27 protein-coding genes are annotated in these 25,830 nt (G+C 60.4%); 15 read left to right on the top strand and 12 right to left on the bottom strand.

Annotated elements, in window-relative coordinates; all coding sequences use genetic code 11:
• The first annotated feature begins 159 nt into the window (after positions 1 to 159).
• From MTP16_RS11385 to MTP16_RS11410, 6 genes are all read left to right on the top strand, one after another.
• Positions 160 to 342: a hypothetical protein gene (locus MTP16_RS11385; RefSeq protein ID WP_243519821.1), complete on the top strand. Its 183-nt coding sequence runs from the start codon at positions 160 to 162 to the stop codon at positions 340 to 342.
• Between the two features lie 110 nt (positions 343 to 452).
• Positions 453 to 1,433 carry an aspartate carbamoyltransferase catalytic subunit gene (locus MTP16_RS11390; RefSeq protein ID WP_243519823.1) on the top strand — a complete coding sequence of 327 codons (981 nt, stop codon included), beginning with the start codon at positions 453 to 455 and terminating at the stop codon, positions 1,431 to 1,433.
• Between the two features lie 77 nt (positions 1,434 to 1,510).
• Positions 1,511 to 2,788, top strand: a complete 1,278-nt coding sequence (locus MTP16_RS11395; RefSeq protein ID WP_243519825.1) for a dihydroorotase — start codon at positions 1,511 to 1,513, stop codon at positions 2,786 to 2,788.
• A gap of 207 nt (positions 2,789 to 2,995) precedes the next feature.
• Positions 2,996 to 3,523 (top strand): 5-(carboxyamino)imidazole ribonucleotide mutase, encoded by a 528-nt coding sequence (gene purE, locus MTP16_RS11400; protein ID WP_243519827.1) that lies wholly within the window; start codon positions 2,996 to 2,998, stop codon positions 3,521 to 3,523.
• Complete coding sequence (locus tag MTP16_RS11405) at positions 3,520 to 4,770, top strand: 5-(carboxyamino)imidazole ribonucleotide synthase (protein WP_243519829.1); 1,251 nt, start codon at positions 3,520 to 3,522, stop codon at positions 4,768 to 4,770. The genes purE and MTP16_RS11405 overlap by 4 nt, the downstream gene beginning before the upstream one ends.
• A 164-nt stretch (positions 4,771 to 4,934) precedes the next feature.
• Positions 4,935 to 5,282, top strand: a complete 348-nt coding sequence (locus tag MTP16_RS11410; RefSeq protein ID WP_243519831.1) for a hypothetical protein — start codon at positions 4,935 to 4,937, stop codon at positions 5,280 to 5,282.
• A 170-nt stretch (positions 5,283 to 5,452) separates the two neighbouring features.
• On the opposite strand, the gene MTP16_RS11415 is transcribed toward MTP16_RS11410, so the two are convergent.
• From MTP16_RS11415 to MTP16_RS11425, 3 genes are all read right to left on the bottom strand, one after another.
• On the bottom strand, positions 5,453 to 6,622 hold the full coding sequence (locus MTP16_RS11415; RefSeq protein WP_243519832.1) for a DegT/DnrJ/EryC1/StrS family aminotransferase: 1,170 nt from the start codon (positions 6,620 to 6,622) through the stop codon (positions 5,453 to 5,455).
• 138 nt (positions 6,623 to 6,760) lie between these two features.
• Positions 6,761 to 7,453 (bottom strand): acetyltransferase, encoded by a 693-nt coding sequence (locus MTP16_RS11420; RefSeq protein WP_243519834.1) that lies wholly within the window; start codon positions 7,451 to 7,453, stop codon positions 6,761 to 6,763.
• A gap of 9 nt (positions 7,454 to 7,462) precedes the next feature.
• Positions 7,463 to 8,131, bottom strand: coding sequence for a sugar transferase (locus MTP16_RS11425; RefSeq protein WP_243519836.1), 669 nt, complete (start codon positions 8,129 to 8,131; stop codon positions 7,463 to 7,465).
• A gap of 103 nt (positions 8,132 to 8,234) precedes the next feature.
• Between MTP16_RS11425 and ispE the strand changes: the two genes are divergently transcribed.
• Positions 8,235 to 9,056 (top strand): 4-(cytidine 5'-diphospho)-2-C-methyl-D-erythritol kinase, encoded by an 822-nt coding sequence (ispE, locus tag MTP16_RS11430; RefSeq protein ID WP_243519838.1) that lies wholly within the window; start codon positions 8,235 to 8,237, stop codon positions 9,054 to 9,056.
• A 42-nt stretch (positions 9,057 to 9,098) separates the two neighbouring features.
• Here the strand turns inward: ispE and MTP16_RS11435 are convergent, their stop codons facing one another.
• The 3 genes from MTP16_RS11435 to tgt form a co-directional block, all read right to left on the bottom strand.
• Positions 9,099 to 10,046: a DMT family transporter gene (locus MTP16_RS11435; RefSeq protein WP_317244105.1), complete on the bottom strand. Its 948-nt coding sequence runs from the start codon at positions 10,044 to 10,046 to the stop codon at positions 9,099 to 9,101.
• Between the two features lie 98 nt (positions 10,047 to 10,144).
• Complete coding sequence (locus MTP16_RS11440; RefSeq protein WP_243519841.1) at positions 10,145 to 11,224, bottom strand: LptF/LptG family permease; 1,080 nt, start codon at positions 11,222 to 11,224, stop codon at positions 10,145 to 10,147.
• Positions 11,225 to 11,317: 93 nt separating this feature from the next.
• Positions 11,318 to 12,448 (bottom strand): tRNA guanosine(34) transglycosylase Tgt, encoded by a 1,131-nt coding sequence (tgt, locus tag MTP16_RS11445; protein WP_243519843.1) that lies wholly within the window; start codon positions 12,446 to 12,448, stop codon positions 11,318 to 11,320.
• 208 nt (positions 12,449 to 12,656) lie between these two features.
• Here tgt and MTP16_RS11450 point away from each other — a divergent pair, with 208 nt between their 5' ends.
• From MTP16_RS11450 to rsmG, 3 genes are all read left to right on the top strand, one after another.
• On the top strand, positions 12,657 to 13,802 hold the full coding sequence (locus tag MTP16_RS11450; RefSeq protein ID WP_243519845.1) for a glycosyltransferase: 1,146 nt from the start codon (positions 12,657 to 12,659) through the stop codon (positions 13,800 to 13,802).
• Positions 13,793 to 14,416, top strand: a complete 624-nt coding sequence (locus tag MTP16_RS11455) for an RNA polymerase sigma factor (protein WP_243519847.1) — start codon at positions 13,793 to 13,795, stop codon at positions 14,414 to 14,416. The genes MTP16_RS11450 and MTP16_RS11455 overlap by 10 nt, the downstream gene beginning before the upstream one ends.
• Positions 14,417 to 14,586: 170 nt before the next feature.
• Positions 14,587 to 15,204 (top strand): 16S rRNA (guanine(527)-N(7))-methyltransferase RsmG, encoded by a 618-nt coding sequence (gene rsmG / locus MTP16_RS11460; protein ID WP_243519849.1) that lies wholly within the window; start codon positions 14,587 to 14,589, stop codon positions 15,202 to 15,204.
• Between the two features lie 193 nt (positions 15,205 to 15,397).
• Here the strand turns inward: rsmG and MTP16_RS11465 are convergent, their stop codons facing one another.
• From MTP16_RS11465 to MTP16_RS25885, 4 genes are all read right to left on the bottom strand, one after another.
• Positions 15,398 to 16,378, bottom strand: a complete 981-nt coding sequence (locus tag MTP16_RS11465; RefSeq protein ID WP_243519851.1) for a YheT family hydrolase — start codon at positions 16,376 to 16,378, stop codon at positions 15,398 to 15,400.
• A gap of 88 nt (positions 16,379 to 16,466) precedes the next feature.
• Positions 16,467 to 16,742 carry an integrase core domain-containing protein gene (locus MTP16_RS26095; protein WP_380286270.1) on the bottom strand — a complete coding sequence of 92 codons (276 nt, stop codon included), beginning with the start codon at positions 16,740 to 16,742 and terminating at the stop codon, positions 16,467 to 16,469.
• Between the two features lie 84 nt (positions 16,743 to 16,826).
• Entirely contained in the window at positions 16,827 to 17,402 is a 576-nt protein-coding gene (locus MTP16_RS11470) for an IS3 family transposase (RefSeq protein WP_262922677.1), read from the bottom strand.
• A 35-nt stretch (positions 17,403 to 17,437) separates the two neighbouring features.
• Positions 17,438 to 17,776 (bottom strand): transposase, encoded by a 339-nt coding sequence (locus tag MTP16_RS25885; RefSeq protein WP_317244108.1) that lies wholly within the window; start codon positions 17,774 to 17,776, stop codon positions 17,438 to 17,440.
• Positions 17,777 to 18,228: 452 nt separating this feature from the next.
• Here MTP16_RS25885 and MTP16_RS11480 point away from each other — a divergent pair, with 452 nt between their 5' ends.
• The 3 genes from MTP16_RS11480 to MTP16_RS25890 all read left to right on the top strand — a co-directional run bounded on the left by MTP16_RS11480 (position 18,229) and on the right by MTP16_RS25890 (position 21,609).
• Positions 18,229 to 18,654 (top strand): hypothetical protein, encoded by a 426-nt coding sequence (locus tag MTP16_RS11480; RefSeq protein WP_243519857.1) that lies wholly within the window; start codon positions 18,229 to 18,231, stop codon positions 18,652 to 18,654.
• Between the two features lie 979 nt (positions 18,655 to 19,633).
• Positions 19,634 to 19,885, top strand: a complete 252-nt coding sequence (gene rpsT / locus MTP16_RS11485) for a 30S ribosomal protein S20 (RefSeq protein ID WP_168674786.1) — start codon at positions 19,634 to 19,636, stop codon at positions 19,883 to 19,885.
• Positions 19,886 to 20,064: 179 nt separating this feature from the next.
• Complete coding sequence (locus MTP16_RS25890) at positions 20,065 to 21,609, top strand: T9SS type A sorting domain-containing protein (protein WP_262922672.1); 1,545 nt, start codon at positions 20,065 to 20,067, stop codon at positions 21,607 to 21,609.
• A gap of 68 nt (positions 21,610 to 21,677) precedes the next feature.
• Here the strand turns inward: MTP16_RS25890 and pyk are convergent, their stop codons facing one another.
• The gene (gene pyk / locus MTP16_RS11495) at positions 21,678 to 23,117 is read right to left on the bottom strand and encodes a pyruvate kinase (RefSeq protein ID WP_243519859.1); all 1,440 of its coding nucleotides are present in this window, start codon (positions 23,115 to 23,117) and stop codon (positions 21,678 to 21,680) included.
• A 278-nt stretch (positions 23,118 to 23,395) separates the two neighbouring features.
• Positions 23,396 to 23,824, bottom strand: a complete 429-nt coding sequence (locus MTP16_RS11500) for an IPExxxVDY family protein (protein ID WP_243519861.1) — start codon at positions 23,822 to 23,824, stop codon at positions 23,396 to 23,398.
• Between the two features lie 176 nt (positions 23,825 to 24,000).
• Between MTP16_RS11500 and MTP16_RS11505 the strand changes: the two genes are divergently transcribed.
• Together MTP16_RS11505 and fabF are read left to right on the top strand one after the other, a co-directional pair.
• Positions 24,001 to 24,237, top strand: a complete 237-nt coding sequence (locus MTP16_RS11505; protein ID WP_019948606.1) for an acyl carrier protein — start codon at positions 24,001 to 24,003, stop codon at positions 24,235 to 24,237.
• Between the two features lie 166 nt (positions 24,238 to 24,403).
• Complete coding sequence (gene fabF / locus MTP16_RS11510) at positions 24,404 to 25,654, top strand: beta-ketoacyl-ACP synthase II (RefSeq protein WP_243519863.1); 1,251 nt, start codon at positions 24,404 to 24,406, stop codon at positions 25,652 to 25,654.
• Positions 25,655 to 25,830 lie beyond the last annotated feature (176 nt).

Raw genomic sequence — 25,830 nt, forward strand, 5'->3', positions numbered from 1 at the left:
GGCTTACGCGGACTGTGATTTTTTTCGGGGGCGGAAGGATTGACAAAGAGCGCGTGGTTTAGGCCGTTAAGTCGGAAATAAAAGTTGAAAGAGCGGGCCCGAAAAAAAATTAACATTACCAATGAATAGCCCGGCTTAACAATTCCGTAGTTTTGCACCATGCTTCAACCAAAATACCTGTTGATGAAGCGCGGAACCTTGCTCGGCTGGGACCCGCGGGAGGACCGGAAGGTCCTCACCGCCGTCGGTTTTTCCGATTTCGCCGCAGGTGTTTCTGTTATTTTTTCTGCTTGTTGCCCCGCTGCCGTTTCGGATTCCGAAGCGGTTTTTTTATGCCCGTGAAGTTTGGCTGACGCCCACAGCCAGGCGAGGCATGCGGTGTAAGCGCTTTAAGAACAGCTCAACTACCGTTCCTCTTTTTTAATCCCACACTAATCTTCCTCCGCTTCGGTATGGCACGTAAAGACCTCCTCGACATCGCCTCGCTGCACCGTGAGGAAATCGAGTTTTTGCTCGACCAATCCACGTCCTTTAAAAAGCTGTTCACCCGCTCGGTGAAAAAAATCCCGGCGCTGGAGGGCAAGTCGGTGCTCATGCTTTTCTACGAGGCCAGCACGCGCACGCACTCGTCGTTCGAGGTGGCGGCCAAGCGCCTCTCGGCAGAGGTCACGAACTTCAATGTCGACCACTCCTCCATCACCAAGGGCGAGTCGGTGCGCGAGACCATTGAGACGCTCCAGGCCATGCGCACCGACTACATTGTGGTGCGCCACAGCCATTCGGGCCTGCCCGGCATGATTGCCCGCCAAACCACGGCGGCGGTCATCAACGCCGGCGACGGGGCCCACGAGCACCCCACCCAGGCGTTGCTCGACGCTTTCACCATCAAGGAAAAATTTCCCGACCCCCGCGGCAAAAAGGTCCTCATCATCGGCGACATTCTGCACTCCCGCGTGGCGCGCTCCACCAGCACGCTGCTGCAAAAGCTGGGCGTGGAGGTGGCCTACCTCGGGCCGGGCTCGCTGGTGCCCAAGTACGTGCCGGCCACCATTCCGCGCTTCACCGACTACGAGGCGGCCATGGCCTGGGGGCCCGACGTGGTGTACCTGCTTCGCGTGCAGCTGGAACGCCAGGACGTGCAGTTTTTCCCCAGCGTGCGCGAATACCACCGCGTCTACGGCATCACCAATACCCGGCTGGCCGAAATCAGCGACCGGGGCCTCTACATCATGCACCCGGGCCCCGTGAACCGCGGGGTGGAACTGTGCGACGCCGTGATGGACTATGAGCGCAGCCTCATCACCAACCAGGTCGAAAACGGGATTTCCGTGCGCATGGCCGTGCTCGACTGGCTTACGCCGGGCGGGGATTTTCCGCGGCAGGAATCGTATGTCGCCCCGCAGCGCGCCAACTCGACGGTAATTATGCCCTGAACGCCGCGCGGCGACTGACTTCCTTTCTTAACCTTTATTTCCCAGAACCCTAGCGGGTTTACAGCAATTAGCACTTCATGATTCTCCTTCAAAACGCCCGCATCGCCTCCGAAAACTCACCCACTCTGCTCGAGAGCGATGTCCTGATTGCCGAAGGAAAAATTCAGGACATGGGCAGCAAACTGGCCATTCCCGAGGGGGCCCGCGTCATCGACGCGCGCGGTCGCATCCTGATGCCGGGCATGTTCGATGCCCACGTCCACTTCCGCGCTCCCGGCTTTGAGAACAAGGAAACCATCACCACGGGCAGCGAAGCGGCCATCAACGGCGGCGTGACCGGCGTGGTGATGATGCCCAACACCCGCCCGGCCCTCGACTCGGCCTCGGCGGTGGATGCGGTGCTCGAAAACGCGCGCCACCGGGCCCGCATTCCGGTGTACACGTCGGGCTGCGTGACCAAGAACCGCGAGGGCAAGGAGCTGGCCGAAATCGAGGGCATGCGGGAACTCGGGGTGAAAATGCTCACCGACGACGGCGACACCACGGCCGACCCGGCCGTGCTGCTGCGGGCCATGCAGTACGCCACCGAGTTCGGGATGTTTTTTGCCAGCCACTGCGAAGTGCCGGAGCTGGCCGGGCCGCGCGCCCTCAACGAAGGCGTGATGAGCTACCGGCTCGGCATCAAGGGCTCGCCGGCCTGCGCCGAGGAAATCATCATCGACCGCGACATTCGCCTGGCCCGGGCGGCGGGAGCGCACGTGCACATTCAGCACGTGTCGAGCAAACTGGGCATGGAAACCATCCGCTGGTGGAAGTCGCGCGGCGACGTGAAGGTGACGGCCGAAGTGGCCCCGCACCACCTGCTGTTCACCGACGAGCACATCGGCGACTACGACACGAACTACAAGATGAACCCGCCGCTGCGCACGCAGGCCGATTGTGATGCGCTGCTCGAAGGCCTTAAAGAAGGCGTCTTCGACCTCATTGCCACCGACCACGCGCCGCACACGCCGTTCGAGAAAGCGCAGGATTTCGTCAGCGCGCCCAACGGCATTACCGGCCTCGACACGGCCCTGGTGTCGCTTTATCACCATTTTGTCGAGCCCGGTAAATTCGACTGGGACTTGGTGGTGAAGCGCTATTCAGCGGAGTCCCGCCGCCTGATGGGCCTGCCGGTGGCCGCCATCGAAGTGGGCCAACCCGCCGACTGCCTCTTGTTCGATACCGAAGCGGAAACCACCTTCACGAAGGATTTCATGAAATCTAAATCCCAGAACACACCCTTCATCGACCAGACACTGAAAGGCCGGGTAGATATGGTGATTCTGGGGACGGAGGTTCTGTTGGAGCGCTAAGGGTAACCTCACCCCCGGCCCCTCTCCAATAGAGAGGAGAGCCACGACTGCGCGGACGTCTGCACTCGTTCGGCTCCCCTCTCCGCGGGAGAGGGGCCGGGGGTGAAGTTGAACGGAACCGGCTCCCGAACGAGGGTTCGTCGCCACGCCCGAAATCAAGTTTATCCGAATACCCGGGGATGCCCGGCCCCTTTTACAAGGAACACCATGAGTACCTCCACTAATAACCCCAGTCCCAACGCCACCGCCGAAACGCCCTTAATCGGCGTGGTGATGGGCTCCAGCAGCGACTGGGACACCATGCAGCACGCCGTGCAGATACTCACGCAATTTGGCGTGGCCCACGAAGCGCGCGTGGTGTCGGCCCACCGCATGCCCGACGACTTGTTTGCCTACGCTGAGCAAGCCGGGCCGCGCGGCCTGCAGGCCATCATTGCCGGCGCGGGTGGGGCTGCCCACCTGCCGGGCATGCTGGCCGCCAAAACCACGGTGCCCGTACTGGGGGTGCCCGTGGCCAGCCGCCATTTGCAGGGAGTCGACTCATTGCACAGCATCGTGCAGATGCCCAAGGGCGTGCCCGTGGCCACGTTTGCCATTGGCACGGCCGGGGCGGCCAATGCCGCGCTGTTCGCAGTCAGCCAGTTGGCCCTGCACGACCCGGGCCTGGCAACGAAGCTGCAGGCATTTCGCGCCGAACAAACCGAGGCCGCTCGCGCCATGACGCTGCCGGTATGAATGACGAAATGCACATTGCCGCGATGACCCCGGTTTTTCCGGGCAGTGTAGACGCTGCGGGCCGGCCGGCTACCCTAGGGGTGCTGGGGGGCGGCCAGTTAGGCCGCATGTTTGTGCACGCCGCCCAGCGCCTGGGCTACTTCACTGCCGTGCTGGAGCCTGACGCGCAAAGCCCGGCCGGGCTGGTGAGCCATCACCACATCCAGACCGACTACGACGACCCGACCGGGCTGGCGCAGTTGGCCGAACTGTGCCAGGCCATCACCACTGAGTTTGAAAACGTGCCCGCCCAGGCCCTGCAAACACTGGCCAACACCCGCCCCGTGGCGCCGGGCGCGGCCGTGGTGGGCATAGCCCAAGACCGCATCGAAGAGAAAGCTCACTTTGTGGCCTGTGCCGATGCATCGGGAGTGACCTGTGCGCCCTATGCGGTGATTCAAACCCCAGCTCAGCTGCAGGCAGTCCTGGACGAGCGCACCGACTTGCTGCCCGGCATCCTGAAAACCGCGCGCCTGGGTTACGACGGCAAGGGCCAGGTGCGCGTTAGGACCGCCGAGGACCTTGCGGCCGCCTGGGTAGAGCTGGGCGGCGTGGCCTGTGTGCTGGAGAAGATGCTGCCGCTCACCGCCGAGTGTTCGGTGCTGGTGGGGCGGGGCTGGGACGGGCAGGTTGTGAGCTTTGCCCCGCAGCGTAATGTGCACGTCGAGGGCATTTTGGCCGTGACGCACGCCTACGAAGGCAACATGCCGCCTGCCCTGGCCACCAGAGCCCGCGACGCGGCCGTGGCCATCGCGCAGCAACTCGGCTATGTTGGGGTGCTGTGCGTGGAGTTTTTTGTGGTGGCCGATGGCAGTGCGCACGGTGGCCTGGTAGTGAATGAGATGGCCCCGCGACCGCACAACAGCGGCCACTACACCCTGGACGCCTGCGACGCCTCGCAGTTTGACCTGCAGGTGCACGCCATGGCGGGCCTGCCCTTGCCGCAGCCGCGCCAGCATTCGCCGGCTATCATGCTGAACCTGCTGGGCGAGGTGTGGTTTGACGCCAGCGGCCAGCGGCGTGAGCCGGACTGGTCAGCCGTGTTGCGCCTGCCGGGCACGCACCTGCACCTGTATGGCAAGCTGGACGCGCGCGCCGGCCGCAAGATGGGCCACCTGACCATCACCGGCCCAGACGTCGCCGGTGTGAAAGCGGTGGCGCGGCAGGCCGCTGATTTGCTCGGCTTGCCAGGGCTGGACGTTGGCTAGGGGCTCTTGCTCACTGGCCAGCCGCGCTTTAGCGCCTCTTTTTCGCTGCCCTTGTTCATCAAATGAGCGAATTTGGAGTGGCCCGCAAGAGCTCATAAGACGAGTCAGGGAATTGACCGTTTCGGTGAACGGGATTTCCAAAGCTGGGGCGTTACCTTGGGCGCATGAAAAAGCTTCTTATTCTGAGTGCGTGCCTGTTGGCCCTGTGGGCATCTCCCATGCCTGCGCTGGCCGGCGAGCCGAGCGTGGTGGTCGTGCGGATTGTGGACGGCGGCGGCCAGGTGTTTGTCACGCTGGCGGGCCCACATGGGCGCAAGGAGGAATTTACCTTCAAAAAAGAATCCGACAAAGCCGACGGCGCACTGTTTGGCGCTATGCACGCGGCCACGCAAGGGTATCAACGCGTGCTGGAAAAGCTTTACCGCGAGGGGTACGAATTGAAAAGCACTGTTCCCAGCAGCGCTACGGCGACAAACCCCTTCACCACATTGGTCTTTGTGAAGCCGGGGTAGCCGGTTGGCGCGGCCTGTGGGCCACCGGGGTGGAAATGCACCCGTGTGCTTCTCTTCGAAGTTTCCTTTTGCCCACAGGACTTTTCCGGCTGACGTAAAAATGCTTTCCTAAGTTTCTAAGCATAGGCAGCCGCTTCTGCAAAAGAAGCTCTGGCGGATGGTGTTGGTGACTACCCCAGCGCCTCCGTCAGTGCCTCTTTCACGCGGCGCAACTCCCCGTCGCCCATAGCGGTGCCGCTGGGCAGGCACAGGCCTCTTTCAAATAAATCGGCGCACACGGCACCGCCGTACACGGGCGCGTCGGCGAAGAGGGGCTGCAGGTGCAGGGGTTTCCAGAGCGGCCGGCTCTCGATGTTGCGGGTTTCGAGGTGCAGGCGCAGGGTTTCGGGTGTGAGGGCGCGGCCTGGTGCGCCGTCGGCGGTTGGGTCGACGGGGTTTATTAGAATGGTGGTGAGCCAGCGGTTGGAGCGGCTGTCAGCCGCCTCCGGCGCCGGGGCCACCGTGATGCCGGGTAGTGCCGCGAGGTGCTCGCGGTACCAAGCAAAGATTTCGCGGCGGCGCTTCACCCGGTCGGGCAGCAGCTCCATCTGGCCGCGGCCGATGCCGGCGAGGATGTTGCTCAGGCGGTAGTTGTAACCCAGCTGCGAGTGCTGGTAGTGGGGCGCGTCGTCCTTGGCCTGGGTGGCCAGGAAGCGGGCCCGCTCGGCCAGGGCGCGGTCGTAGGTGACGAGGGCGCCGCCGCCGCTGGTAGTCAGAATCTTGTTGCCATTGAACGAGAACACGCCCACCCGCCCGAAGCCGCCCAGCGGCTGCTGCTGCCACTCCGAACCCAGGGCTTCGGCGGCATCTTCGAGGATGGGAATGTCGAATTCCTTCGTCAAAGCCAGGATTTCGGGAAGCTTGGCGGGCATGCCGTACAGGTGCACCAGGATAAGGGCTTTGGGCTTTTTACCTTTCGCAATGCGGTCCATAATGGCTTCGCGCAGGCGCTCGGGGCACAGGTTCCAGGTGTCGGGCTCGCTGTCGATGAAAACGGGCGTGGCCCCCAGGTACACCACCGGATTGGCCGTGGCCACAAAGGTGAAGGAGGGGCACAGCACCTCATCGCCCGGCCCCACGCCCAGCAAAATCAGCCCCAGGTGAATAGCCGCTGTGCCTGAACTCAGCGCCACGCAATAGGGCACGCCCGTGGCCGCGCAGATGTCGGCCTCAAACCCCGCCAGGTTGGGCCCGGCCGGCGCCACCCAGTTGTCCTCAATGGCCTTGTGCACGTAGTTGAGTTCGTGCCGGCCGAGGTGGGGCGGGGAAAGGTAGAGACGGTCGTAATCCTGGCTGCGCATTTTAGGAAGTGTTGAATGTAGAGGGTTGAATGTTGAGTCGGAGAAGAAGCTGGTAGCTGGTTCACCCTTTATGATTCAACACTTAAATAAGAGAACGAGGGAGCAGAAAGGCGGCGGAATTAATTCAACACTCAACATTCAACCCTCAACACTCCCGATTGCTTTGGCCGGCACGCCTACGGCCGTGACGCCGGCCGGCAGGTCGCGCACCACCACGGCGCCAGCGCCCACAATGCTGCCCGCACCTACGGCCACGCTCTGAATCACGGTGGCGTTGGCGCCCAGGTAGCAGCCAGTGCCCAACTGCACCGCGCCGCTCACGTTGGCGTGGGGCATCAGAGAACAGAAATCGGCCAGCACGGCATCGTGGCCCACAGTGCAGCCCAGGTTGAGCAGCACGAAGCGGCCCAGCGAAATATCACAAGTCAACAGGCAGCCTTGCTGGATGATGCAACCTTCGCCCAGCGTGATGCGCTGGTAGGCAGTGGGTTCTACCTGAGGGTGCACCAGAGGCGGGAAAGTGAGCTTATCGGAGGTAAGGCGGCCCACCACGGCGGCCCGGCCAGCCGAGCTGCCCACGGCCACGGCCACGGCCAGCGGCTCGGCGGTAGCGTTGAGGTCGGCGGCGGTGCCGAGGTAGGGGAGGCCGGCCACGGTGGGCGTGGCCGGCGGCTGGTCGTCGTAGAAGCCGCGCACGTCCCAGGTGGGGTGGCGGGCGTTGAGCTGCCGCAGCAGCAGCAGCACTTCGCGGCCCAGCCCGCCTGCCCCGAAAATGACAAGCGGCGCGCCGGCTTCTTCGGCTTCGTATTCAGAAAAAAACAGAGAGGTCATGGGCATCATCTACGGAGAAACGGATGGGGGCGGCGTGCCCCGGAAGGGTATGGTAGTGGCCTGCCCGGGCGCCGTGATGCCGCTGCCGCGCAGCACGCGCCCAGCGGTGCGCCACAAGATGGCCAGGTCCAGGCGCCAGCTCAGGTGGTCGACGTACCACACGTCGAAGGCAAATTTTTCTTCCCAGCCGATGGCGTTGCGGCCGTTCACTTGCGCCCAGCCGGTGAGGCCGGGCCGCACCTCGTGGCGGCGGGCCTGGGTAGGCGAGTACAGCGGCAGGTACTCGGGCAGCAGCGGGCGCGGGCCCACCAGGCTCAGGTCGCCGCGCACGATGTTCCAGAGCTGGGGCAGCTCATCGAGCGAGGTGGCGCGCAGCGAGCGGCCCAACCGCGTCAGGCGCTCGGCATCGGGCCGGAGCTGGCCGATGGCGTCGCGCGCGTCGGTCATGGTTTGGAGCTTGTAGAGCGTGAATAGCCGCCCGTGCCAGCCCGGCCGCACCTGCCGAAACAGCCAGCGCCCGCGGTTCTGGGCCGCGGCCAGGGCCGCCGCGCCCGCCAGCAGCGGCAGCGTGAGCAGCAGCAGCGGCCCGGCCAGCGCCAGGTCGAGCAGGCGCTTGCCGTGGCGGACGTAGAAGGAGTTTTGAATGTTGAGGGTTGAATGTTGAGTTGCCTCAGCCATAAACAAAGGTAGGACTCGGTACTTTGCTGGCTGAAAGTAGGGAGAGCGTTGAGCCACTCAAATTCAACTCAACATTCAACCCTCAAAACTCAACCCTTCAAGGATGCTCGTCTTTCCCAACGCCAAGCTCAACCTCGGCCTCTACGTCACCCAGCGCCGGCCCGACGGCTTCCACACCCTCGAGTCCGTCTTCGTGCCCCTGCCCTGGACCGATGCGCTGGAGATTTTGCCTGCCGCGCCTGGCCAGCCCACCAGCATCACGCTCACCGGCCGCCCCATCCCCGGCGACCCAGCCAGCAACCTTTGCGTGCGGGCCTACGAGCTGCTGCAGGCCGATTTGCCGCAGCTGCCGCCGGTGCAGCTGTATCTGCATAAGATTGTGCCCATCGGCGCCGGCCTGGGCGGCGGCTCGGCCGATGCCGCCTTTGCCCTGAAGGCAGCGAATGACCTGTTTGGCTTGAATTTAACAGCCGAAGCCCTCGAAAGCTACGCCCGCCGACTGGGCTCCGACTGTGCTTTTTTCATTCGCAACAAGCCCGTGCTGGCCGTGGAAAAGGGCGACGTATTCGAGGAAATCGACCTGACGCTGACCGGTACGAGCTGCGTGGTGGTATATCCCAATCTGCACATCAGCACGGCCGAGGCATACATTCGGATTGTGCCGCAGGCGCCTAAGTTTCCGCTGCGCGAAGCTCTGGCCCAACCCATGAGCACCTGGCGCGAAACCGTCAGCAACGATTTCGAAACGGCCCTGACGCCCGCGCACCCGGTGCTGGCGGAAATTAAAAAGCAGCTTTACGAAGCCGGGGCCACTTATGCGAGCTTGTCGGGTTCGGGCTCGGCGGTGTACGGGCTCTGGGAAGCTGGGGAGCCGGCGGCTACGGTGTGGCCGCCTGAATATGCAGTATGGCAAGGCGTGCTGTAGAACGAGTACCCCGAAGCTCCTGCTTCGGGGTACTCGTTCTGCTTACACCGGCATTGCCGGCTCCAAATCCGGTTCCTTGTCCTTCATTAGCCGGGCCACCAGCGGGTGAATGAGCACGCTGAGAACAATGAGCAGCGTACCGATGTAAAACCCCGTGCTCATGCGCTCGCCGTTGAACTGCGGCGCGTGCAACAAGCCCTTGGTGTGTAGCCAATAGATGCCGGCCGCCATGCCGATGCCATACACCGGCTCCAGGTTGATGGTCAGGTTTACGGCGAAAGGGGAGATGCGCTTCATCAATTCTACCGAAGTGGAGAAGGCATACACTGTGCACACGCCGGCCAGCAAACCCAGCCACAGCCAGTCGTAGCCGTGCCAGGCCAGCTGCAGGCCCCGGCCCTGCGTGAAATAGCGGCTGTAGACGGGGAAGAACAGCGCGATGCTCAGGCAGGCACCCAGCATCTCATAAAACGTGAGCCGCAGCGGCGGATGCTGCTTAACCAACTTGGAGTTTAGCACGCTAAACAGCGCTGACAAGCCGGCCGACAGCACTGCCACGCCCAAGCCCAATAGTTGGTCCAGTTCGGCCTGGCTCACCAAGTACAACCCCGCCATTGTAATCAACCCGAGGCCCACCTCGTAGCCGCGCACCCGGCGCCAGAGCAGCAGCGGCTCCAGCAGCGAGGTCCACAAGGCCAGCGTGGCTAGTCCGGCCAAACACACGCTTACCGACGACAGCCGCGCCGCCAGAAAAAAGGTAATCCAGTGCGTGGCCACCAGCGCGCCCACTGCCAGCAGCCGCAGCGCCTGGCCTGCCGGGATGCGCCAGGGCATGCGCCGGGCCACCAGCAGCACCGCCAGCCCCGTGGACGCCAGCAGCGTGCGCCAAAACACCAGCTCCACCGATGGCAAGCTCAGCAGCTTGCCTAAAATGGCCGTGAAGCCCCACAGGAGCACAATGAAATGAAGCTTGAGGTAGTCTCTTAGCAAGGGTATAAGGGTAGGAGGGTGTGGGGGTATGAGGAATGAGATAGGTCGAAGGAAAAAGCAACTCATACCCTCCTACCCCCACACCCTCATACCCTAAATTACTTCGGCACAAACCGGTACAGCGCCAGGCCGATGACGCTGAACACCGTGGTGGGTACCCAGGCCGCTATCAGTGGCGATAGGCTGCCCACCTGCGCCAGGTTGCGGCTGAGCATCACGAAAATGATGAAAATAAAGGCCAGCACGAAGCCCAGCGCAATCTGCCCGCCCACGCCGGCGCGCGACTTGCGCGCGCTCAGGATGACGCCAATCAGGGTGAGCACCACGATGGCGAAGGGGTAAGAATACCGCTCGTATTTGTCGCTGAGGTAAATCTGCGTGTCATCGGCCCCGCGCTCTATCTTGGTGCGGATGAAGGCGTTGAGCTCCGGCAGGGTGAGGGTTTCGGCAATCTTGTAGTTGCTGGCGAAGTCCTTGGGGAATAGGTTCAGCGTGGTGTCGCGGGCCGGTATAGTTTGCAGCGTCTCGTCCTGCGCGCCGCGGAAGGTGCGCACCAGCTGCGGCGACAAATGCCACACGTGCTTCGTCGAATCCCAGTTGATGGCGTCGGCCGTCATGCGGCGGCGCAGGATGGTGCCGTCCACGGTTTCGAGCGCAAAACGAAAGCCCACGTTGCTCGTGTTGTCGTAGCTTTCCATGTACACGTAGCTTTTCGGGCCAATCTTGATGTGCACGTTGCGCCCCTGAAACCGGTACGGCAGCTTAATGTAGGCCCGCTCGAACGCCACGCGCGACTTGCTGCCCACCGGCAGCACCCAGCCAATCAGCCCAAATATCAGCAGCCCCACCACCGAGCCGCCCAGCGCATACGGCAGCATCAGCCGCTTAAAGCTCACCCCACTGGCCAGAATGGCCACAATCTCCGTGCGCGCCGCCAACTGCGCCGTCACAAATACCACCGCGATAAAGATGGTAATCGGCGAGAGCAGGTTGGCGAAATACGGAAACAGGTAGATGTAATAGCCGAAAATAATTTGCCCCATCGACAAATTATGCTGGATAAAGTCGTCGTTTTTCTCCGTGAAATCAATCACGCAAATCACCGACACGAGAATCACCACCGAGAAGAAAAACGCGGCCAGAAACTTCTTGATGATGTATTTGTCGAGGATATTCATTCCAAAATAATGTTGAGTTTTGAGGGTTGAGTTTTGAATGAGGTAATTGAGAAAAACAGCACTCAACATTTAAAACTCAACATTCAACACTTTCTACAAGCGCGTCATCACCTGCTTCACCATGCGCTCTTTCCAGGGGCCAAACGTGCCGGCCAGGATTTCCTTGCGGGCTTCCTTCACCAGCCACAGGTAAAAGGCCAGGTTGTGGGCCGAGGCAATTTGCGGGCCCAGCATCTCCTTGCTCTGGAACAGGTGGCGCACATAGGAGCGGCTGTAGAACGTGCTGGCGTGCCCGCCCAGTTCGGGGTCGAGGGGCGCGAAGTCCATTTCCCACTTCTTGTTGGTGATGTTCACGATGCCCTGCGTGGTGAACAGCATGCCGTTGCGGGCGTTGCGGGTCGGCATCACGCAGTCGAACATGTCCACGCCCAGCGCAATGTTTTCCAGGATATTGGCCGGCGTGCCCACGCCCATCAGGTAGCGCGGCTTGTCTTTGGGCAGGATGTCGCACACCAGTTCGGTCATCTCGTACATCAGCTCGGCCGGCTCGCCCACGCTCAGCCCGCCAATGGCGTTGCCCGCCCGGCCCTGCTCGGCAATAAACTCGGCCGACTTCACCCGCAAATCCTTAAAGGTGCTGCCCTGCACAATGGGGAAAAGGTTCTGCTCGTAGCCGTAGAGGCCCTCGGTGCTGTCGAAACGCTGGATGCAGCGCTTCAGCCAGCGGTGCGTCATGTCGAGCGAACGGGCGGCATAGTCGTACTCGCAGGGCCAGGGCGTGCACTCGTCAAACGCCATAATAATGTCGGCCCCGATGACGCGCTGAATGTCCATCACGCCCTCGGGTGAGAACAAATGCTGGCTGCCGTCCACGTGCGAGCGGAATTTCACGCCCTCCTCCTTAATCTTCCGGGTGTTGCTCAGCGAGTACACCTGGTAGCCGCCTGAGTCGGTGAGAATGGGCCGGTCCCAGCCGTTGAACTGGTGCAGGCCACCGGCCGCCTTCAGCACATCCAGCCCCGGCCGCAGGTAAAGGTGGTAGGTGTTGCCAAGAATAATCTGGGCGTTGATGTCCGTTTTCAGAGTTTGCTGCGACACTGCCTTCACGGTGCCGGCCGTGCCCACGGGCATGAAAATGGGCGTTTCAATGGTGCCGTGGGCCGTTTCGAGGCGGCCGGCGCGGGCTTTGGTGGCGGAATCCTGGGCGAGAAGGTCGAAGGTCATGCTATGTTGAACGGTCATTGGTTGTCTGTCATCCTGAGCGCAGCGAAGGACCTTCTCACTGCCGAACGGCTTGCAGTAATCAACCGACACAAACGTGAGAAGGTCCTTCGCTGCGTTCAGGATGACAGACGCACACAACTAAAGCGCAAAGATACCCCGGCCGCCCGGCGTCCCGTACTTTTGCGGGTCCATTCACGCCGCCGTTCCCTTGCCGATACCCGTACCCACTTCCCCGTTTTTCTGGCTGCTGCTGGCATGCGTGGTAGTGCAGCTTTTTTACGCCGCTTATTATTTCTGGCCCTTCGCCCAGCGCCCCCTCGAAGCCCCCGCCGACGCGCCCGGGCCCGATGCGGAGCCCGTTTCCATCGTGGTCTGCGCCCACAACGAGCTCGACAACCTGCGCCGCCTCATGCCGCTGCTGCTGCAGCAAGACTACCCCGCCGGCTTCGAAATCGTCCTCATCGACGACCGCAGCGACGACGATACCTACCTCTACGCCCAGCAGCTCACCCAGTATTACCACGAAAAAGTGCGCCTCGTGAGCGTGGCCCGCACCCCGCGCGGCTTCGCTCCCAAGAAATACGCCCTCACGCTCGGCGTCAAAACCACCCGCTACGCTCGCCTGCTCTTCACCGACGCCGACTGTATTCCGGCTACTAACCAGTGGCTGCGCCTCATGCAGCGCGGCTTTGCGCAGGGCAGTGGGGCCGACGTGGTGCTGGGTTTTTCGGCCTACACCCAGGCGCCCGGCTTCCTCAACCAGCTCATTCGCTACGAAACGCTGCTCACCGGCGCGCAGTACCTCAGCTTTGCCTGGCGCGGCCGGCCCTACATGGGCGTGGGCCGCAACCTGGCCTACACCCGCGCCTGCTTCAACGCCACCAAGGGCTACGCCTCGCACATGCGCCTGCTTTCCGGCGACGACGACCTGCTGGTGCAGGACGCCGTGCGCTACGGCCAGCGCGTGGCCGTGGTGGCCGACCCCAGCGCCCACACCCTGAGCGAACCCGCCGCCACTTGGCGCGCCTGGTGGCGCCAGAAACGCCGGCACCTCTCTGCCGGCCGGGCCTACCGGCTGCCCGACCGTCTGCGCATCGGCACGTTTATGCTGGCCAATATGTTGTTCTATTTGGCCACCGCCGCGCTAGCATTTTCCCCAAACAATTGGGTACCTTTGGCGGTGGTATGGGTTCTCCGGACTTTGTTCGTGAGCGCCGTGTATGCCCGTCTGAGCCGCCGGCTCGGGCAGCCCGTAATCGTCGGGCTCCTGCCGGTGCTCGACGTGGTTTATTTTTTTCAATACCTGGCCCTGGGAATCTCGCTGTTCCTCAACCGCACCCTTCGATGGAAGTAAACAACCAAGACATTCAAAAGCAGTTCTCAGCCAAAGCCAAGCACGACTTCAAGCTGATTCGCGCCGCCGTGGACCACGGCGACGAGAAAGCTTACGCCGAGCTGATGCACATCTACAAGAAGCCCGTGTACCACGTGGTGCTCAAGATGGTGCGCAACCAGGACGACGCCGAGGACCTCACCATCGAAGCCTTCGCCAAGGCCTTCAAGAACCTGCACAAGTTCAACCCCGAGTATGCATTTAGTACTTGGTTGTTCCGCATTGCCACCAACAACTGCATCGACTTTATTCGCAAGAATAAAATCAAAACCATGTCGATTGACTCGGCCATTAAGGTCGACAACGGCGATGAAATCACCATCGATTTCCGCGACAACGACCTGAACCCGGCCGAGCACGCCGTGCGCAACCAGAAAATCGAAATCATGCGCCACGTGGTGTCGCGCCTGCCCGATAAGTACCAGCGCCTCGTTTCGCTGCGCTATTTCGATGAGCTCAGCTACGAAGAAATCGCCACCGAGCTCAAAGCCCCCCTCGGCACCGTGAAAGCCCAGCTGCACCGCGCCCGCGAGCTGCTCTATGACATGGTGAAGCACACCAAGCAGATTATTTAATCATAAAAAAGCCCCGCTGCGAGTCGGGGCTTTTTTGTTGGTGTTAGGAATCGGATGGCGCGAGTACCCCGAAGCTCCTGCTTCGGCCCGTTGAACGATGCAGACGCGAGCCGAAGCAGGAGCTTCGGGGTACTCGTGCCATCCGGCGCGCGCCGTGCACCTTTGCACCCATGAATCTTTTGCAGCACCACTTCCCCGCGCTCACGCCCCGGCAGCTCCAGCTTTTCCAGCAGCTCGAAACCGAATTCCGGGCCACCAACGAAGCCATCAACCTCGTGTCGCGTACCGACATGGACAATTTCGTGGAGCGCCACGTGCTGCACTCGCTGGGCATCGCCAAGGTCGTTCAATTCCCTAAAGGCAGCGCCGTACTGGATGTGGGTACCGGCGGCGGCCTGCCCGGCCTGCCGCTGGCCATCATGTTCCCCGAAGTTCATTTTCACTTGGTGGACAGCATCGGCAAGAAAATCCGCGCCGTGCAGTTCATGGCCGCTGCCTTGGGCCTCGACAACGTGACGGCCGAGCAAACCCGCGCCGAGCAGGTGCGCCAGAAGTTTGACTACGTGGTGAGCCGCGCCGTGGCCCGCCTCGCCACCTTCCACCCCTGGATTGCCCACCGCTTCAAGCCCCAGGGCGCAGCGGGCTCAGGCCTGTATTATCTCAAAGGCGGCGACCTGGCAGAAGAAATTGCCGAGTCAGGTTTAAAGGCGAAAGTGACGGATTTGAGCGATTTTTACCAGGAGGAATTTTTCGAAACGAAGAAGGTCGTTTTCGTGCCTGCCAAGTAGGGGAGGGGCCTTGGTAGGCGGCTGTCATTGCGAGGCGGAGCCGAAGCAATCCGTCCTGTTCTCAGCGACTAGCCCCATAATGTGATAAAGCCCCGGTACTGCGCAGTGCCGGGGCTTTCTGGTAAAAGAATATGTCTGGGTTTGATAGGATAGATTGCTTCGCTCCGCTCGCAATGACAGACGAAAACATTAATTACCCCGGTACCTCGGCCGTAAGAAATTCTACCGCGCGGCGCTCTGAATAATATTCCCCGTTGCTCTCCGCAAAGCCCACGTGCCCACCTGCGGCCGGTGTTTCCAGAAACACATAAGGCGACTGCGCCGCTACCTCCCGCGGAAAGCAAGAAGCCGGCAGAAACGGGTCGTTTTGCGCATTTACCAGCAGCGTGGGCACTCGGATGCCGCTCAGGTAGCGGCCCGAACTGGCATATTGGTAATAGGCATCGGCCGAGTCGAAGCCGTGCATGGGCGCGGTGTATTTGTCGTCGAACTGCGGAAAATTGCGGAGCGCCTCCAACCCCTCTAAATCGACTTCGCCTGGGTTCTGGGCGGCTTTGTCTCTGATTTTCTGGCGCAGCGATTTCAGAAAGCGCCGCATGTATACCTGATTTTGGGGCCGGCCGATGTGCATAGAACTGGCCCGCAAATCTGTCGGTACCGAAAATACGGCTGCCCGCTCTACTTCGCCAGGCACGCGATTAGCATCTTCGCCCAGGTACTTCAAGGTCACGTTGCCGCCCGCGCTGAAGCCCAGCAGGTAGGCCCGGTGGTAGCGGTCGGTGGCCAAGGCGTGGCGCAGCACCGTGTCGAGGTCCTCGGTGTCGCCGAGGTGGTAGGAGCGGAGCAGGCGGTTCATTTCGCCGCCGCAGCTGCGGTAGTTCCACGCCAGCGCATCGAAGCCGGCTTGGTTGAGGGCGCGCACCATGCCGCGCACGTAAGGCCGCGAAGCGTCGCCCTCCAAGCCGTGCGACACGATGGCGAGGCCGTCGGTGGGGCGCATCTCGGGCAGGCGGCTCCAGTCTAAGTCCAGGAAGTCGCCATCGGGTAGCTCCAAACGCTCGCGTTGGTAGGTCACGTCGGGCACGGTGCGCCATAGGCTAGGCACAATGGTTTGCAAATGGCCGTTGAATTGATAGAACGGCGGCTGGTAGTGCGAATGCGCAACGAGGGGCATGGCGCAAATAACATAAAAGCGTTGTGAGGACGCGATGGGTAAAAAAGGCCTTGCTAAAGAGGTACAGGGTAAGGCTGAGGTGGTCTAGTTACGCTGGACAGTTTAGGGCACTAAATTTAAGAAGCTGTTGATGAGTGTGATACGGTGTCTGGTAGTCGATGCTGGAATGCAGGCGCTCGTGATTGTAGTAGTGAAAATAGGCAGCGGCGCTGGCTTGGGCGTCGGCTAGGTCGGCGAAAACGGGCCGCTCGCGGACTTCGAGCACCTCCGTTTTGAAGCGCGACCACAAACTCTCTGCCTGCGCATTATCGTAGCAGTCACCCCGGCGGCTCTGTGAGCGTAGCGCCTGGTGGTCGTGCAGCAGCTTGCGGTAGGCGTTGCCGCAGTACTGCCCGCCCCGGTCGGCGTGGACGACGAGGTCCGACGTGGGCGGCTGCGACCAAAAGGCTCACTGTAAGGCCCTGGTCACCAGTTCTTCGGGCATGGTAGCCCCGACCTGCCAGCCCACTACTTGCTTACTGGCCATGTCCTGAAAAGAGCACAGGTAGGCCCAGTCGCCGTTGGCCAACGGCAGGTAGGTGATATCGCTGACCCAGACCCGGTTGGCCTGGGTCGGCTTGAGCTGGTCGAGCAGGCGGTTCGGCGCGCAGCGCAGCCCGTGGGTCGAGTCCGTGGTGCGCGGGGTAAAGGCCTTGGGTTGCAGCGCATGCAGGCTCCGGCGGCGCATGGCGGTGCGTAGCCGCTGCCGCCCCACGCGGTAGCCCTTGCGGCGCAGTTTGACGCGCAGCCTGCGCGTCCCATAGCAGCGCTTATGCACTCCAAACGCCTTGACCAGGGCAGTTTCCCAAGCCGGCTCTCGCTGGGCTACCTTTTGGTGTTGCGCTTGTTGCCACGCGTAGTAACCGCTGGCCGGCACCGCCACCAACTGGCAGAGCAGGCGCACGGGATAATGGTCGCGTTGCGCCTCGATGAAACGGTAGCGGCTCATTGGTCCGGTGTCTGTGAGAGCCTGCGCGTAAAGCAGGCGCTGGCAATGGCTTTTTTTAAAATTTCCAGTTCCTAAGCCTGCCGCCGATTGGCGGCGCGCAGTTGGCGCAACTCAGCCGCCGTGGCCGGGTCCAACTCCGCCCCGCGGGCAGCCGCCACCGGCGTAAGCGCTTCCTTTTGCCACTTATAAATGCGTTTGGGGTCGATATTCAGGGCGCGCGCCGCGGCCTGTGTCGAGCGGCTTTCACTGGCCAAGCGCAGGGCCTCGGCCCGGAAGGCAGCATCATAGCGCCGACGTTTGGTAGGTGGGGGCTGTCTTTCATGACGTTCGAAAGATAAGACCCTATTCTGTCCACAATTACCCGACCACCTCAGCCTTGCTCTTTCGACTACCCCGTCCAGTTCTGAGATGTTTTAGCTAAGCAAAACATGGTCAAGAACTCATTTGAAGACAGGTTTTGAAGGGGGTGGGGCGAGGTAGCCCACGCCTGAGTGGCGTTGCTGCTATGCATCGGGCATAGGCGACATGGTGGCTGACTTAGGACAGTCTCTTGAAGCAACTCCAAAACGATTAAGCTAAGACGCTGCCTTAGCAATTGCCGAGCCAGCTTATGCTTTTGAGGTGGATAGCCGAAGGCGAACATAGATGCGTCACCCGGTGATGCATAGCAGTAAGTTCTATCAAAAAAAACGATAATCCCATCGAAAGTTGAAATTGTTATATAATTATTCTACGATTTTTTATTTATTATATGATTATTATTATAATATTCACAATAAGTATTGTAATATAACAAATAATTTAATACATTTGTTTCATCAAAAATCACAATCAATTCACCCCGCAGCACAATCATAAAATTATGAAGACGCTTAACACACTCACTTTGGTAGCTTTGGTTACCGGCTCTTTTCTTGCTTCTTCCTGCGAGAAAACCTCTGATTCAGTTGCTCCTCTGTCAGCAACCAGCGTGGCAAAAGATGCTCGTCCTGAAACTTTCTATCCCAATGGTGTAGTAGGTCAGTCATACGAACATGGGGCCATTGCAACGGGGCTCAACGGCTACCCGAATGCTTGGTTGGAACTGACCAAAGTTCAGGGCACTGGCAAAGGGTCAATGCATGTATATAAAGGTACTCTTGCCGCAGGAACCTTCCCTGTAGGTGGGTATGCTACGCCTTATACCAGCACATTCCCTTATGGTGCTCATGTATATGAAAGCGTTGCTACACTTGATGCCAGTGGCAAAATGGTAGTGAAACAGTACGTTAGCAAAGACCAATATTAGTATCCTGGCGCTACTGTCCGGAAATAAAGGAGCTGCCTAAATCAGTTCAGGTTGCTAAAACTGCTCGTTCTATCTGACCCTTGACTGGCCGGAATGACGTAAGAACCCCGCTCAGATTTTCTGACGGGGTTTTTTTCTTGACTGCGAACTCGATTGGACCTTAGGCAGTCCAGCGCTAAATGCGGATATTCTTCGTTGTAAGGCGTCCGGTTTAAGGTGTGCCGGGCGGCCTTATTTGGTCTTCGGGTAGTATAAACAGGAATTGGTCTTTGAGCAGGCCGTTGGCCCAGATGCCCGGTTGGTGACATTGCCGACTCACAGTTACTATAAGCCGTCGGTAAGGACGAGTCTCTAAGCAAAAGCAGCCGCTAGGCCTATTGGGGCGTGCCCAAGCGGCGCAGAGGGCCACGTGGTCCTCTATACACTCAGCCGCCCACTGGCGGCCCCATTCACGCCCGCCAACGAACAAGACCAGGTCCCCGTCAGCGCATTGGCCTAAGAAGTATCAACAGCTAGGCCTAGCTTAAGCCGTTCAGGGCTACACCGGCCAGGTACCCTCTCTGGCGGCTACCTTCCAAACATCAGCCTGCAAGTGGTCAAACTCGATTACGCTAACGACTGCTTCGTGCGGCTGCCTCGCCGCTTGTTTGCCGAGCGTAACCTACAGTAGGAACGTTCGTCACAAAATCTTTGCTCGCGGCGACGAACGTCTGGCCATCAGTTCGCAATCCCCTCACTTCTCAATTTTTACTTAGATAGCTTTTTGCCAAAGATTGAGGCCTTATGTGGCCCTCTGGTAATTTGAGTTAGCAGCAATTGCTGCCACAAAGGGAAAACACTGCAGCTACCTTTCTGCAATTCATACCGGGTGGGGGTTTCAATATCTTTTTCTTAGGGGTTTGAATTTGTCAGACAGATTCGTACCTTTGCCCTCCCAAACACAGAACTCAAGCATAAAGCTTTAATATATCTCCTGCTCATGGCAAACCATAAGTCGGCCCTCAAACGCATCCGCAGCAACGAAGCCAAGCGCGTGTTGAACCGTTACCAGCACAAATCCACCCGCACCGCTATCAAGAAGCTGCGCACGACAACCGACAAAACGGCTGCTCAGGAGCTGCTGAAGAAGGTGACTTCGATGCTGGACCGTCTGGCCAAGAAGAACATCATCCACAAGAACAAAGCTGCTAACAACAAAAGCAAGCTGACAAAACTCGTTAACGCGCTCTAGTGCGACTACGAGTCTAGGAAGGCCAGACTGCGCCGCCCCAAGGTCTGGTCTTCCGCTCATCACAGAAGCCTCGCTCGGAAACGTGCGGGGCTTCTTGCGTTTCGCTGGGCGCAGTAGTTGGCAAGCCCATTGGAATGTGTACCTTAAGGCACTTTTCCACCGCTAACTGCTCTGAAAGCATGAAACACACCTACCGCTGGCTGCGGCCCCTGCTGACTGCCTCGTTATTAACCTTGGGTTTTGGCGCCCACGCTCAACAGTTTTGGCGGCCGTTTCGGCCGGGGCTGATTTATGCCTTTCGGGAAACCTCGGCTAGCAATGCCAACCTTGTCAATACCCTGCGGGTCGATTCTGCTTTCGCTACAGCCAGTGGCGACTCGGTCTACGCATTCAATAGGTGCCTGAGGTACGCCACCGCCATGCCTGTTCTGGGGGGCTGGGTGAAAAGCCGGAATAATCTGTTAGGGGCCCAGATGCGTTGGCGGCCCGGGCAAGCCAGCTACACGCTGGAAGCTTTGGCCCAACCCAACGTGCAAGTGGCCGTCAGCCTCGAATTGTTTCCCCGAGCGGCCGTGGGCAGCACCTGGAACGCCAGCAGCCAGCCCTTGCGAACGGCCACCGTGGTCAGTCGTAGCTGGCAAACCATCCGCCCGGGCGTGCAGGACACAGTGGTGGTGATTAACGTGGTGGCTTCGGGCACCACGAGCACCATCCGGCTCAGCCGGCGCTACGGCCTGCTGACGGCGCCGCAGTGGCTGGGCGGTGCTACGGGTGTTCCCCTGGAGCAGGCGTATCTGCCGGCTCGGTTTGAGCAATCGATTTATAATCCGTTGCCGCTGTTCGATGTACAGCCAGGCGACGAGTTTGGGTATAACGAGGATTTTTTTATGAGTCTCATCCCGTGCGTCGACCACAAGATGCTGCGGCGCATCCTAACACGGCGGCTGACCGCCGACAGCCTAATCATTACTTACCAGGAGCAGCACCGCAGCCAGAGTTTTGGGTACGCGGGTATTTGCTCCGGAGGGGCGTCAATAAATTATTCCCCCATTACTATCAACCGATGGGCGGTGGCACTGGCGGGCAATCAATGGCAGCCGGGGGGCGCCAGAATGCAATTAGGGGCGTTGCGTTTGCTGACCAACGAATACGTTGCGGGTGGTTCGGGCAGTACTTACGGCTCCTATCTGTTGGTGGGAATGCCCATCAGCGGCGCGGGTGGTAGTACTTGTAGTGCCGAGCGTATCAGCTACACCCCTTACTATTGGCGCAACGCGTCAAATGCAAGCGCGGCCATTTATCAACCCGGAGTAGATTATGCCGCTTGGCAGTATAGCTTTTCGCCTGGTTTCACCACCACACAAGAAGAGCTGCTAGGACTAGTTTACTCGCGCCGCACGGTAAACGGGGGTGTTCGCGTATGCGGTACGCCGCAAGGTTTTGTCAACATGCTGCCCACCCGCGCCGCCCAAGCCGCCGCGCTGGCCACGCTGCACCCCAATCCCGCCACCGAAGCCGCCACGCTCACCCTGGCCCAGCCCGCCCGCGCCGGCCAAACCCTGCGCCTGACCGACGCGCTGGGCCGCACCGTATGGCAGTCCCCCGTGCCCGCCAGCCAAACCGCGCTGACCGTGCCATTGGCCGGACAACCCGCCGGCCTCTACCTGCTACACCTGAGCGGCGGCGAAGGCAGCACCGCCACCTGGAAGCTCACCCACGAATAACTAGACAACAAGAAAAAGCCCCCGCAGCACTGGCTGCGGGGGCTTTTTTATTTATCACGTTGAGCAATTTAAGCAATGCTCACTTTCACCATGTTGGCTTTGCCTTTGTCTTGCAAAGGCATCGAGCCGGTGGTGATGAACACGTCGCCAGCTTCGAGGTGGCCGGTGGTGGTCAGCACGTAGCGGATGTCGGTGATGGTGCTGTCGGTGCTGATGAGGCGGTCGTAGTAAAACGCGCGCACACCCCACACCAGGCTCAGCACCGTGAGCAACGGGCGGTTGTCGGTGAAGATGAAGATGTCGGCTTTGGGACGGTACTTGGCCAACTGGAAGGCTGTGTAACCGTGGTGCGTCATGCCGGTGAGGGCCTTGGCGCCGGTGTTTTTGGCCAAGTGGCAAGAGGCTGACAGGATGCTGTCGGCCATGAAGTTTGGCATGTCGGGCCGCACGGGCCACCATTTGTGGAAGAGCTGCGGGCTGCGGCTTTCCACGCTCAGGATGGTGCCCACCATCGAGCGAATCACCTCGGCCGGGTAGGCACCCACGGCGGTTTCGGCCGAAAGCATCACGGCGTCGGCGCCGTCGAGCACAGCGTTGGCCACGTCGCTGGTTTCGGCGCGGGTGGGTCGGGGCGCCGTAATCATCGATTCCATCATCTGGGTGGCCACGATGACGGGCTTGCCAGCGGCATTGCACTTGGCAATAATCATCTTCTGGGCCATGGGCACCTCCTCCATCTTCACTTCCACGCCGAGGTCGCCGCGGGCCACCATCACGGCGTCGGTGAGGGCAATGATTTCGTCGATGTTGCGAAGGCCGTCGGGCGTCTCAATCTTGGCCACCACGCGGGTGTTTTTGCCCGCCTCGGCAATCAGGTTTTTGATGAAGCGAATGTCGTCGGCCTTGCGAGCGAAGCTCAGCGCCACCCAGTCCACGTCGTGCTCCAGGCCGAATTTCAGGTCCTCAATGTCCTTTTCGGTCATGCTCGGGGCCGACACCTCGGAATCGGGCAGATTGATGCCCTTGCGGGGCTTCACCAGGCCGCCGTACACCACCTCCACGTCCACTTCCTGGTCGCGGTCGGTGGCCAGCACTTTCAGCTCAATCTTGCCGTCGTCAATCAGAATCATGTCGCCGGCCTTCACGTCGCGGGCCAGGCCCAGATAAATGGTGCTCAGGCGCGTGGCCGTGCTGATTTCCTTCTCGCCGCACACCAGCTTCAGCTTGTCGCCGGCCTTGATTTCGACCCCGCCGCCTTCGACCTCGCCGAGGCGGATTTTGGGGCCCTGCAAGTCCTGCAGCAAACCCACCGACGTTTTCATGTCCTTGTTTAGCCGCCGCACCGTGTTGATGACCGAGAGATGGTCCTCGTAGGAGCCGTGCGAAAAGTTGAGGCGAAACACATCTACGCCTTCGCGCATGAGCATGCCGAGGCGCTCGTAGGTGTTGGAAGCGGGGCCCACCGTGGCCACGATTTTGGTCTTGTTGAAAACGGGATGATTTTCCATGCGGGAGTCGTCGGAAACTAGCTAGCAGAACAAAAAAACTCCCCTCCTTGAAATTGAGGAGAGGACATTTCGCCGAAGGCTAAATTGAATGAGAATACGCGTAAATGAGGCCTGCAGGGGTAAACCGGAAGGCCCGCCAGCGCAAAAGTCGTTTAATTAAATGAAACTGCCTATTCGAAGTGGGCAGTTGATATGAAAACGTTTGCTCAATACGATGAAAGGTATTCCTGCTGCTGTTACCGCCAGGTAAAGTTTTGACCTGGAATATCATTCAGTCCTTACAGAATCAGATTCTCCTTGTATTTGAGCGAATTTGGGTCGAATTGGCAGACGTACTGCACGGCGTCGAGGGCGGCGAGGCGTTCGAGCAGGGCATCGTCGGCGAGGGCGCCGGTGCCGTTGCTCACGGCCAGCAGGTAGTCGTATTCCTTGATGTCGGGAGCCAGGAAGGGCTTTTTCAGGTTCGAGGGGTCTACCGAGCGGTTGCGCAGCAGCCGGAAGGTGAGGGCCTCGGTGGCGTGCAGGTAGTGCGTGAACACCAGCCGGCCGCGGCTGAGCAGGTTCAGCAGCAGCTCGGGCTGCCGCACGAGGCGCAGGCGCAGGGCGCGGTTCAGCGTCCAGGCCAGGGTGTAGTCGCGGGTGCTGCTCACCAGCCCAAACAGGGCAAAGTCGCACTCGTAGTCAACGTCGAGGGTGAAGGTCTTCATAGGAGCCGCCAAAAGGGCACCCGCGGGGCGGGCAGGGGCAAAGCTACGGCCCGCCGGGGCCCCTTGCCAGCCGCGCGGCCATAATGTTGTACCCGCAAATGAAAAGCCCCGCCGTGGGTTAGATGAAAATTCTCTCGTTACTTTGTGCCATAGTTTTCCTTAAACCCCCCACGGAGATGTCTGAAATCGCAGAAAAAGTAAAGGCCATTATTATTGACAAACTGGGCGTTGAAGCCTCGGAGGTAACTCCGGAAGCAAGCTTCACCAACGACCTGGGTGCTGACTCGCTGGATACCGTTGAGCTCATCATGGAGTTCGAAAAGGAGTTCAACGTGAGCATCCCCGACGACCAGGCCGAGAACATCGGCACCGTGGGCCAAGCCATCAGCTACCTCGAAGAGCACGCCAAGTAGTACCCATTTCATCCCGCGAAGCGAGAAATTTGAGTTGTAGCCTTTACGCTGATTTTTTGCTTTCGCGCGGCATGACCCTCGTTCTGCGCATACCGGCCGGCCCGCCGCCGGCCGGTTTTGCTGTTTTATCCCGCTTCATCTTTCGCGCCGCTGGCGCTAACTTAGTATGACGTCCATCCGACGGGTTGTTGTCACCGGCCTCGGGGCCATCACGCCCCTGGGCAACACCGCCCCCGCTTATTGGGAAGGCCTGCGCGCGGGTACCAGCGGCGCGGCCACCATCACCCGCTTCGACCCCACCAAATTCAAAACCCGTTTTGCCTGCGAGGTAAAGGATTACAATCCGGATACCTACTTCGACCGCAAGGAAGGCCGCAAAATGGACTTGTTCACCCAGTTCGGCGTCATTGCCGCCGATGAGGCCATTGCCGACTCGGGCCTGCTGGAAAGTGGTGTGAACAAAGACCGGGTGGGCGTGATTTGGGGCTCCGGCATCGGTGGCCTGAAGTCGCTGCAGGAAGAATGCTTCCAGTTTGAGCGCGGCGACGGCACGCCCCGCTACTCGCCCTTCTTCATTCCGCGAATGATTGCCGACTCCGCGTCGGGCAACATCAGCATCAAGAACGGCTTCCGCGGTCCGAACTTCGTGACGACCTCAGCCTGTGCCTCGTCGAACGACTCCATCATCGCAGCCTTCAACAACATCCGCCTCGGCCTGGCCGACGTGATGGTGACCGGCGGCTCCGAAGCGGCCATCACCGAATCGGGCGTGGGCGGCTTCAACGCCCTCAAGGCCATGAGCGAGCGCAACGACGACCCAGCCTCGGCCTCGCGACCCTACGACAAGGACCGCGACGGTTTCGTGCTGGGCGAAGGTGCCGGCGCGCTGGTGCTCGAAGAGTACGAGCACGCCAAGGCCCGCGGCGCCAAAATTTACGCCGAGCTGATTGGCGGCGGCATGTCGTCGGACGCTTACCACATCACTGCGCCGGACCCCACTGGCAGCGGCGTGGTGCTGGTGATGCAGAACGCCCTGCGTGACGCCGGCATTCAGCCCGAAGACGTGGACTACATCAACACCCACGGCACCAGCACCCCGCTGGGCGACGGCGCCGAAATCAAGGCCATTGAGCAGGTGTTTGGCGAGCACGCTCCGAAGCTGAACATCTCCTCGACCAAAAGCATGACCGGCCACCTGCTGGGCGGTGCCGGCGGTGTGGAAGCCGTGGCTTGCCTGCTGGCCATGCAGCACGGCCTGGTGCCGCCCACCATCAACCTGCACACGCCCGACCCGGAAATCAACCAGGCGCTCAACTTCACGCCGAACGTGGCGCAGGAGCGCGACGTGCGCGTGGCCATGAGCAACACCTTCGGCTTCGGCGGGCACAACACGTCGGTTATTTTCCGCAAGCTGTAGGCCTTGCATTCGAATTAAAAGGGGCGTCATGCTGAGCGCAGCCGAAGCATCTCTACCGCGCAAGTAATTCTCTCAATTGAATTAGTATTGCGGTAGAGATGCTTCGGCTGCGCTCAGCATGACGTTCTTTTTTGGCGTTACTTTTCTGCCAAATTTTTCTACCAAAATCTAATTTT

The sequence above is a fragment of the Hymenobacter monticola genome, assembly GCF_022811645.1.
In the GTDB taxonomy this organism is placed as follows: domain Bacteria; phylum Bacteroidota; class Bacteroidia; order Cytophagales; family Hymenobacteraceae; genus Hymenobacter; species Hymenobacter monticola.

Coding starts and splice junctions, on each gene's coding strand:
- MTP16_RS11385 (WP_243519821.1), top strand. CDS start 160: ATGCTTCAACCAAAATACCTGTTGATGAAGCGCGGAACCTTGCTCGGC.
- MTP16_RS11390 (WP_243519823.1), top strand. CDS start 453: ATGGCACGTAAAGACCTCCTCGACATCGCCTCGCTGCACCGTGAGGAA.
- MTP16_RS11395 (WP_243519825.1), top strand. CDS start 1,511: ATGATTCTCCTTCAAAACGCCCGCATCGCCTCCGAAAACTCACCCACT.
- purE (WP_243519827.1), top strand. CDS start 2,996: ATGAGTACCTCCACTAATAACCCCAGTCCCAACGCCACCGCCGAAACG.
- MTP16_RS11405 (WP_243519829.1), top strand. CDS start 3,520: ATGAATGACGAAATGCACATTGCCGCGATGACCCCGGTTTTTCCGGGC.
- MTP16_RS11410 (WP_243519831.1), top strand. CDS start 4,935: ATGAAAAAGCTTCTTATTCTGAGTGCGTGCCTGTTGGCCCTGTGGGCA.
- MTP16_RS11415 (WP_243519832.1), bottom strand. CDS start 6,622: ATGCGCAGCCAGGATTACGACCGTCTCTACCTTTCCCCGCCCCACCTC.
- MTP16_RS11420 (WP_243519834.1), bottom strand. CDS start 7,453: ATGACCTCTCTGTTTTTTTCTGAATACGAAGCCGAAGAAGCCGGCGCG.
- MTP16_RS11425 (WP_243519836.1), bottom strand. CDS start 8,131: ATGGCTGAGGCAACTCAACATTCAACCCTCAACATTCAAAACTCCTTC.
- ispE (WP_243519838.1), top strand. CDS start 8,235: ATGCTCGTCTTTCCCAACGCCAAGCTCAACCTCGGCCTCTACGTCACC.
- MTP16_RS11440 (WP_243519841.1), bottom strand. CDS start 11,224: ATGAATATCCTCGACAAATACATCATCAAGAAGTTTCTGGCCGCGTTT.
- tgt (WP_243519843.1), bottom strand. CDS start 12,448: ATGACCTTCGACCTTCTCGCCCAGGATTCCGCCACCAAAGCCCGCGCC.
- MTP16_RS11455 (WP_243519847.1), top strand. CDS start 13,793: ATGGAAGTAAACAACCAAGACATTCAAAAGCAGTTCTCAGCCAAAGCC.
- rsmG (WP_243519849.1), top strand. CDS start 14,587: ATGAATCTTTTGCAGCACCACTTCCCCGCGCTCACGCCCCGGCAGCTC.
- MTP16_RS11465 (WP_243519851.1), bottom strand. CDS start 16,378: ATGCCCCTCGTTGCGCATTCGCACTACCAGCCGCCGTTCTATCAATTC.
- MTP16_RS11480 (WP_243519857.1), top strand. CDS start 18,229: ATGAAGACGCTTAACACACTCACTTTGGTAGCTTTGGTTACCGGCTCT.
- rpsT (WP_168674786.1), top strand. CDS start 19,634: ATGGCAAACCATAAGTCGGCCCTCAAACGCATCCGCAGCAACGAAGCC.
- MTP16_RS25890 (WP_262922672.1), top strand. CDS start 20,065: ATGAAACACACCTACCGCTGGCTGCGGCCCCTGCTGACTGCCTCGTTA.
- pyk (WP_243519859.1), bottom strand. CDS start 23,117: ATGGAAAATCATCCCGTTTTCAACAAGACCAAAATCGTGGCCACGGTG.
- MTP16_RS11500 (WP_243519861.1), bottom strand. CDS start 23,824: ATGAAGACCTTCACCCTCGACGTTGACTACGAGTGCGACTTTGCCCTG.
- MTP16_RS11505 (WP_019948606.1), top strand. CDS start 24,001: ATGTCTGAAATCGCAGAAAAAGTAAAGGCCATTATTATTGACAAACTG.
- fabF (WP_243519863.1), top strand. CDS start 24,404: ATGACGTCCATCCGACGGGTTGTTGTCACCGGCCTCGGGGCCATCACG.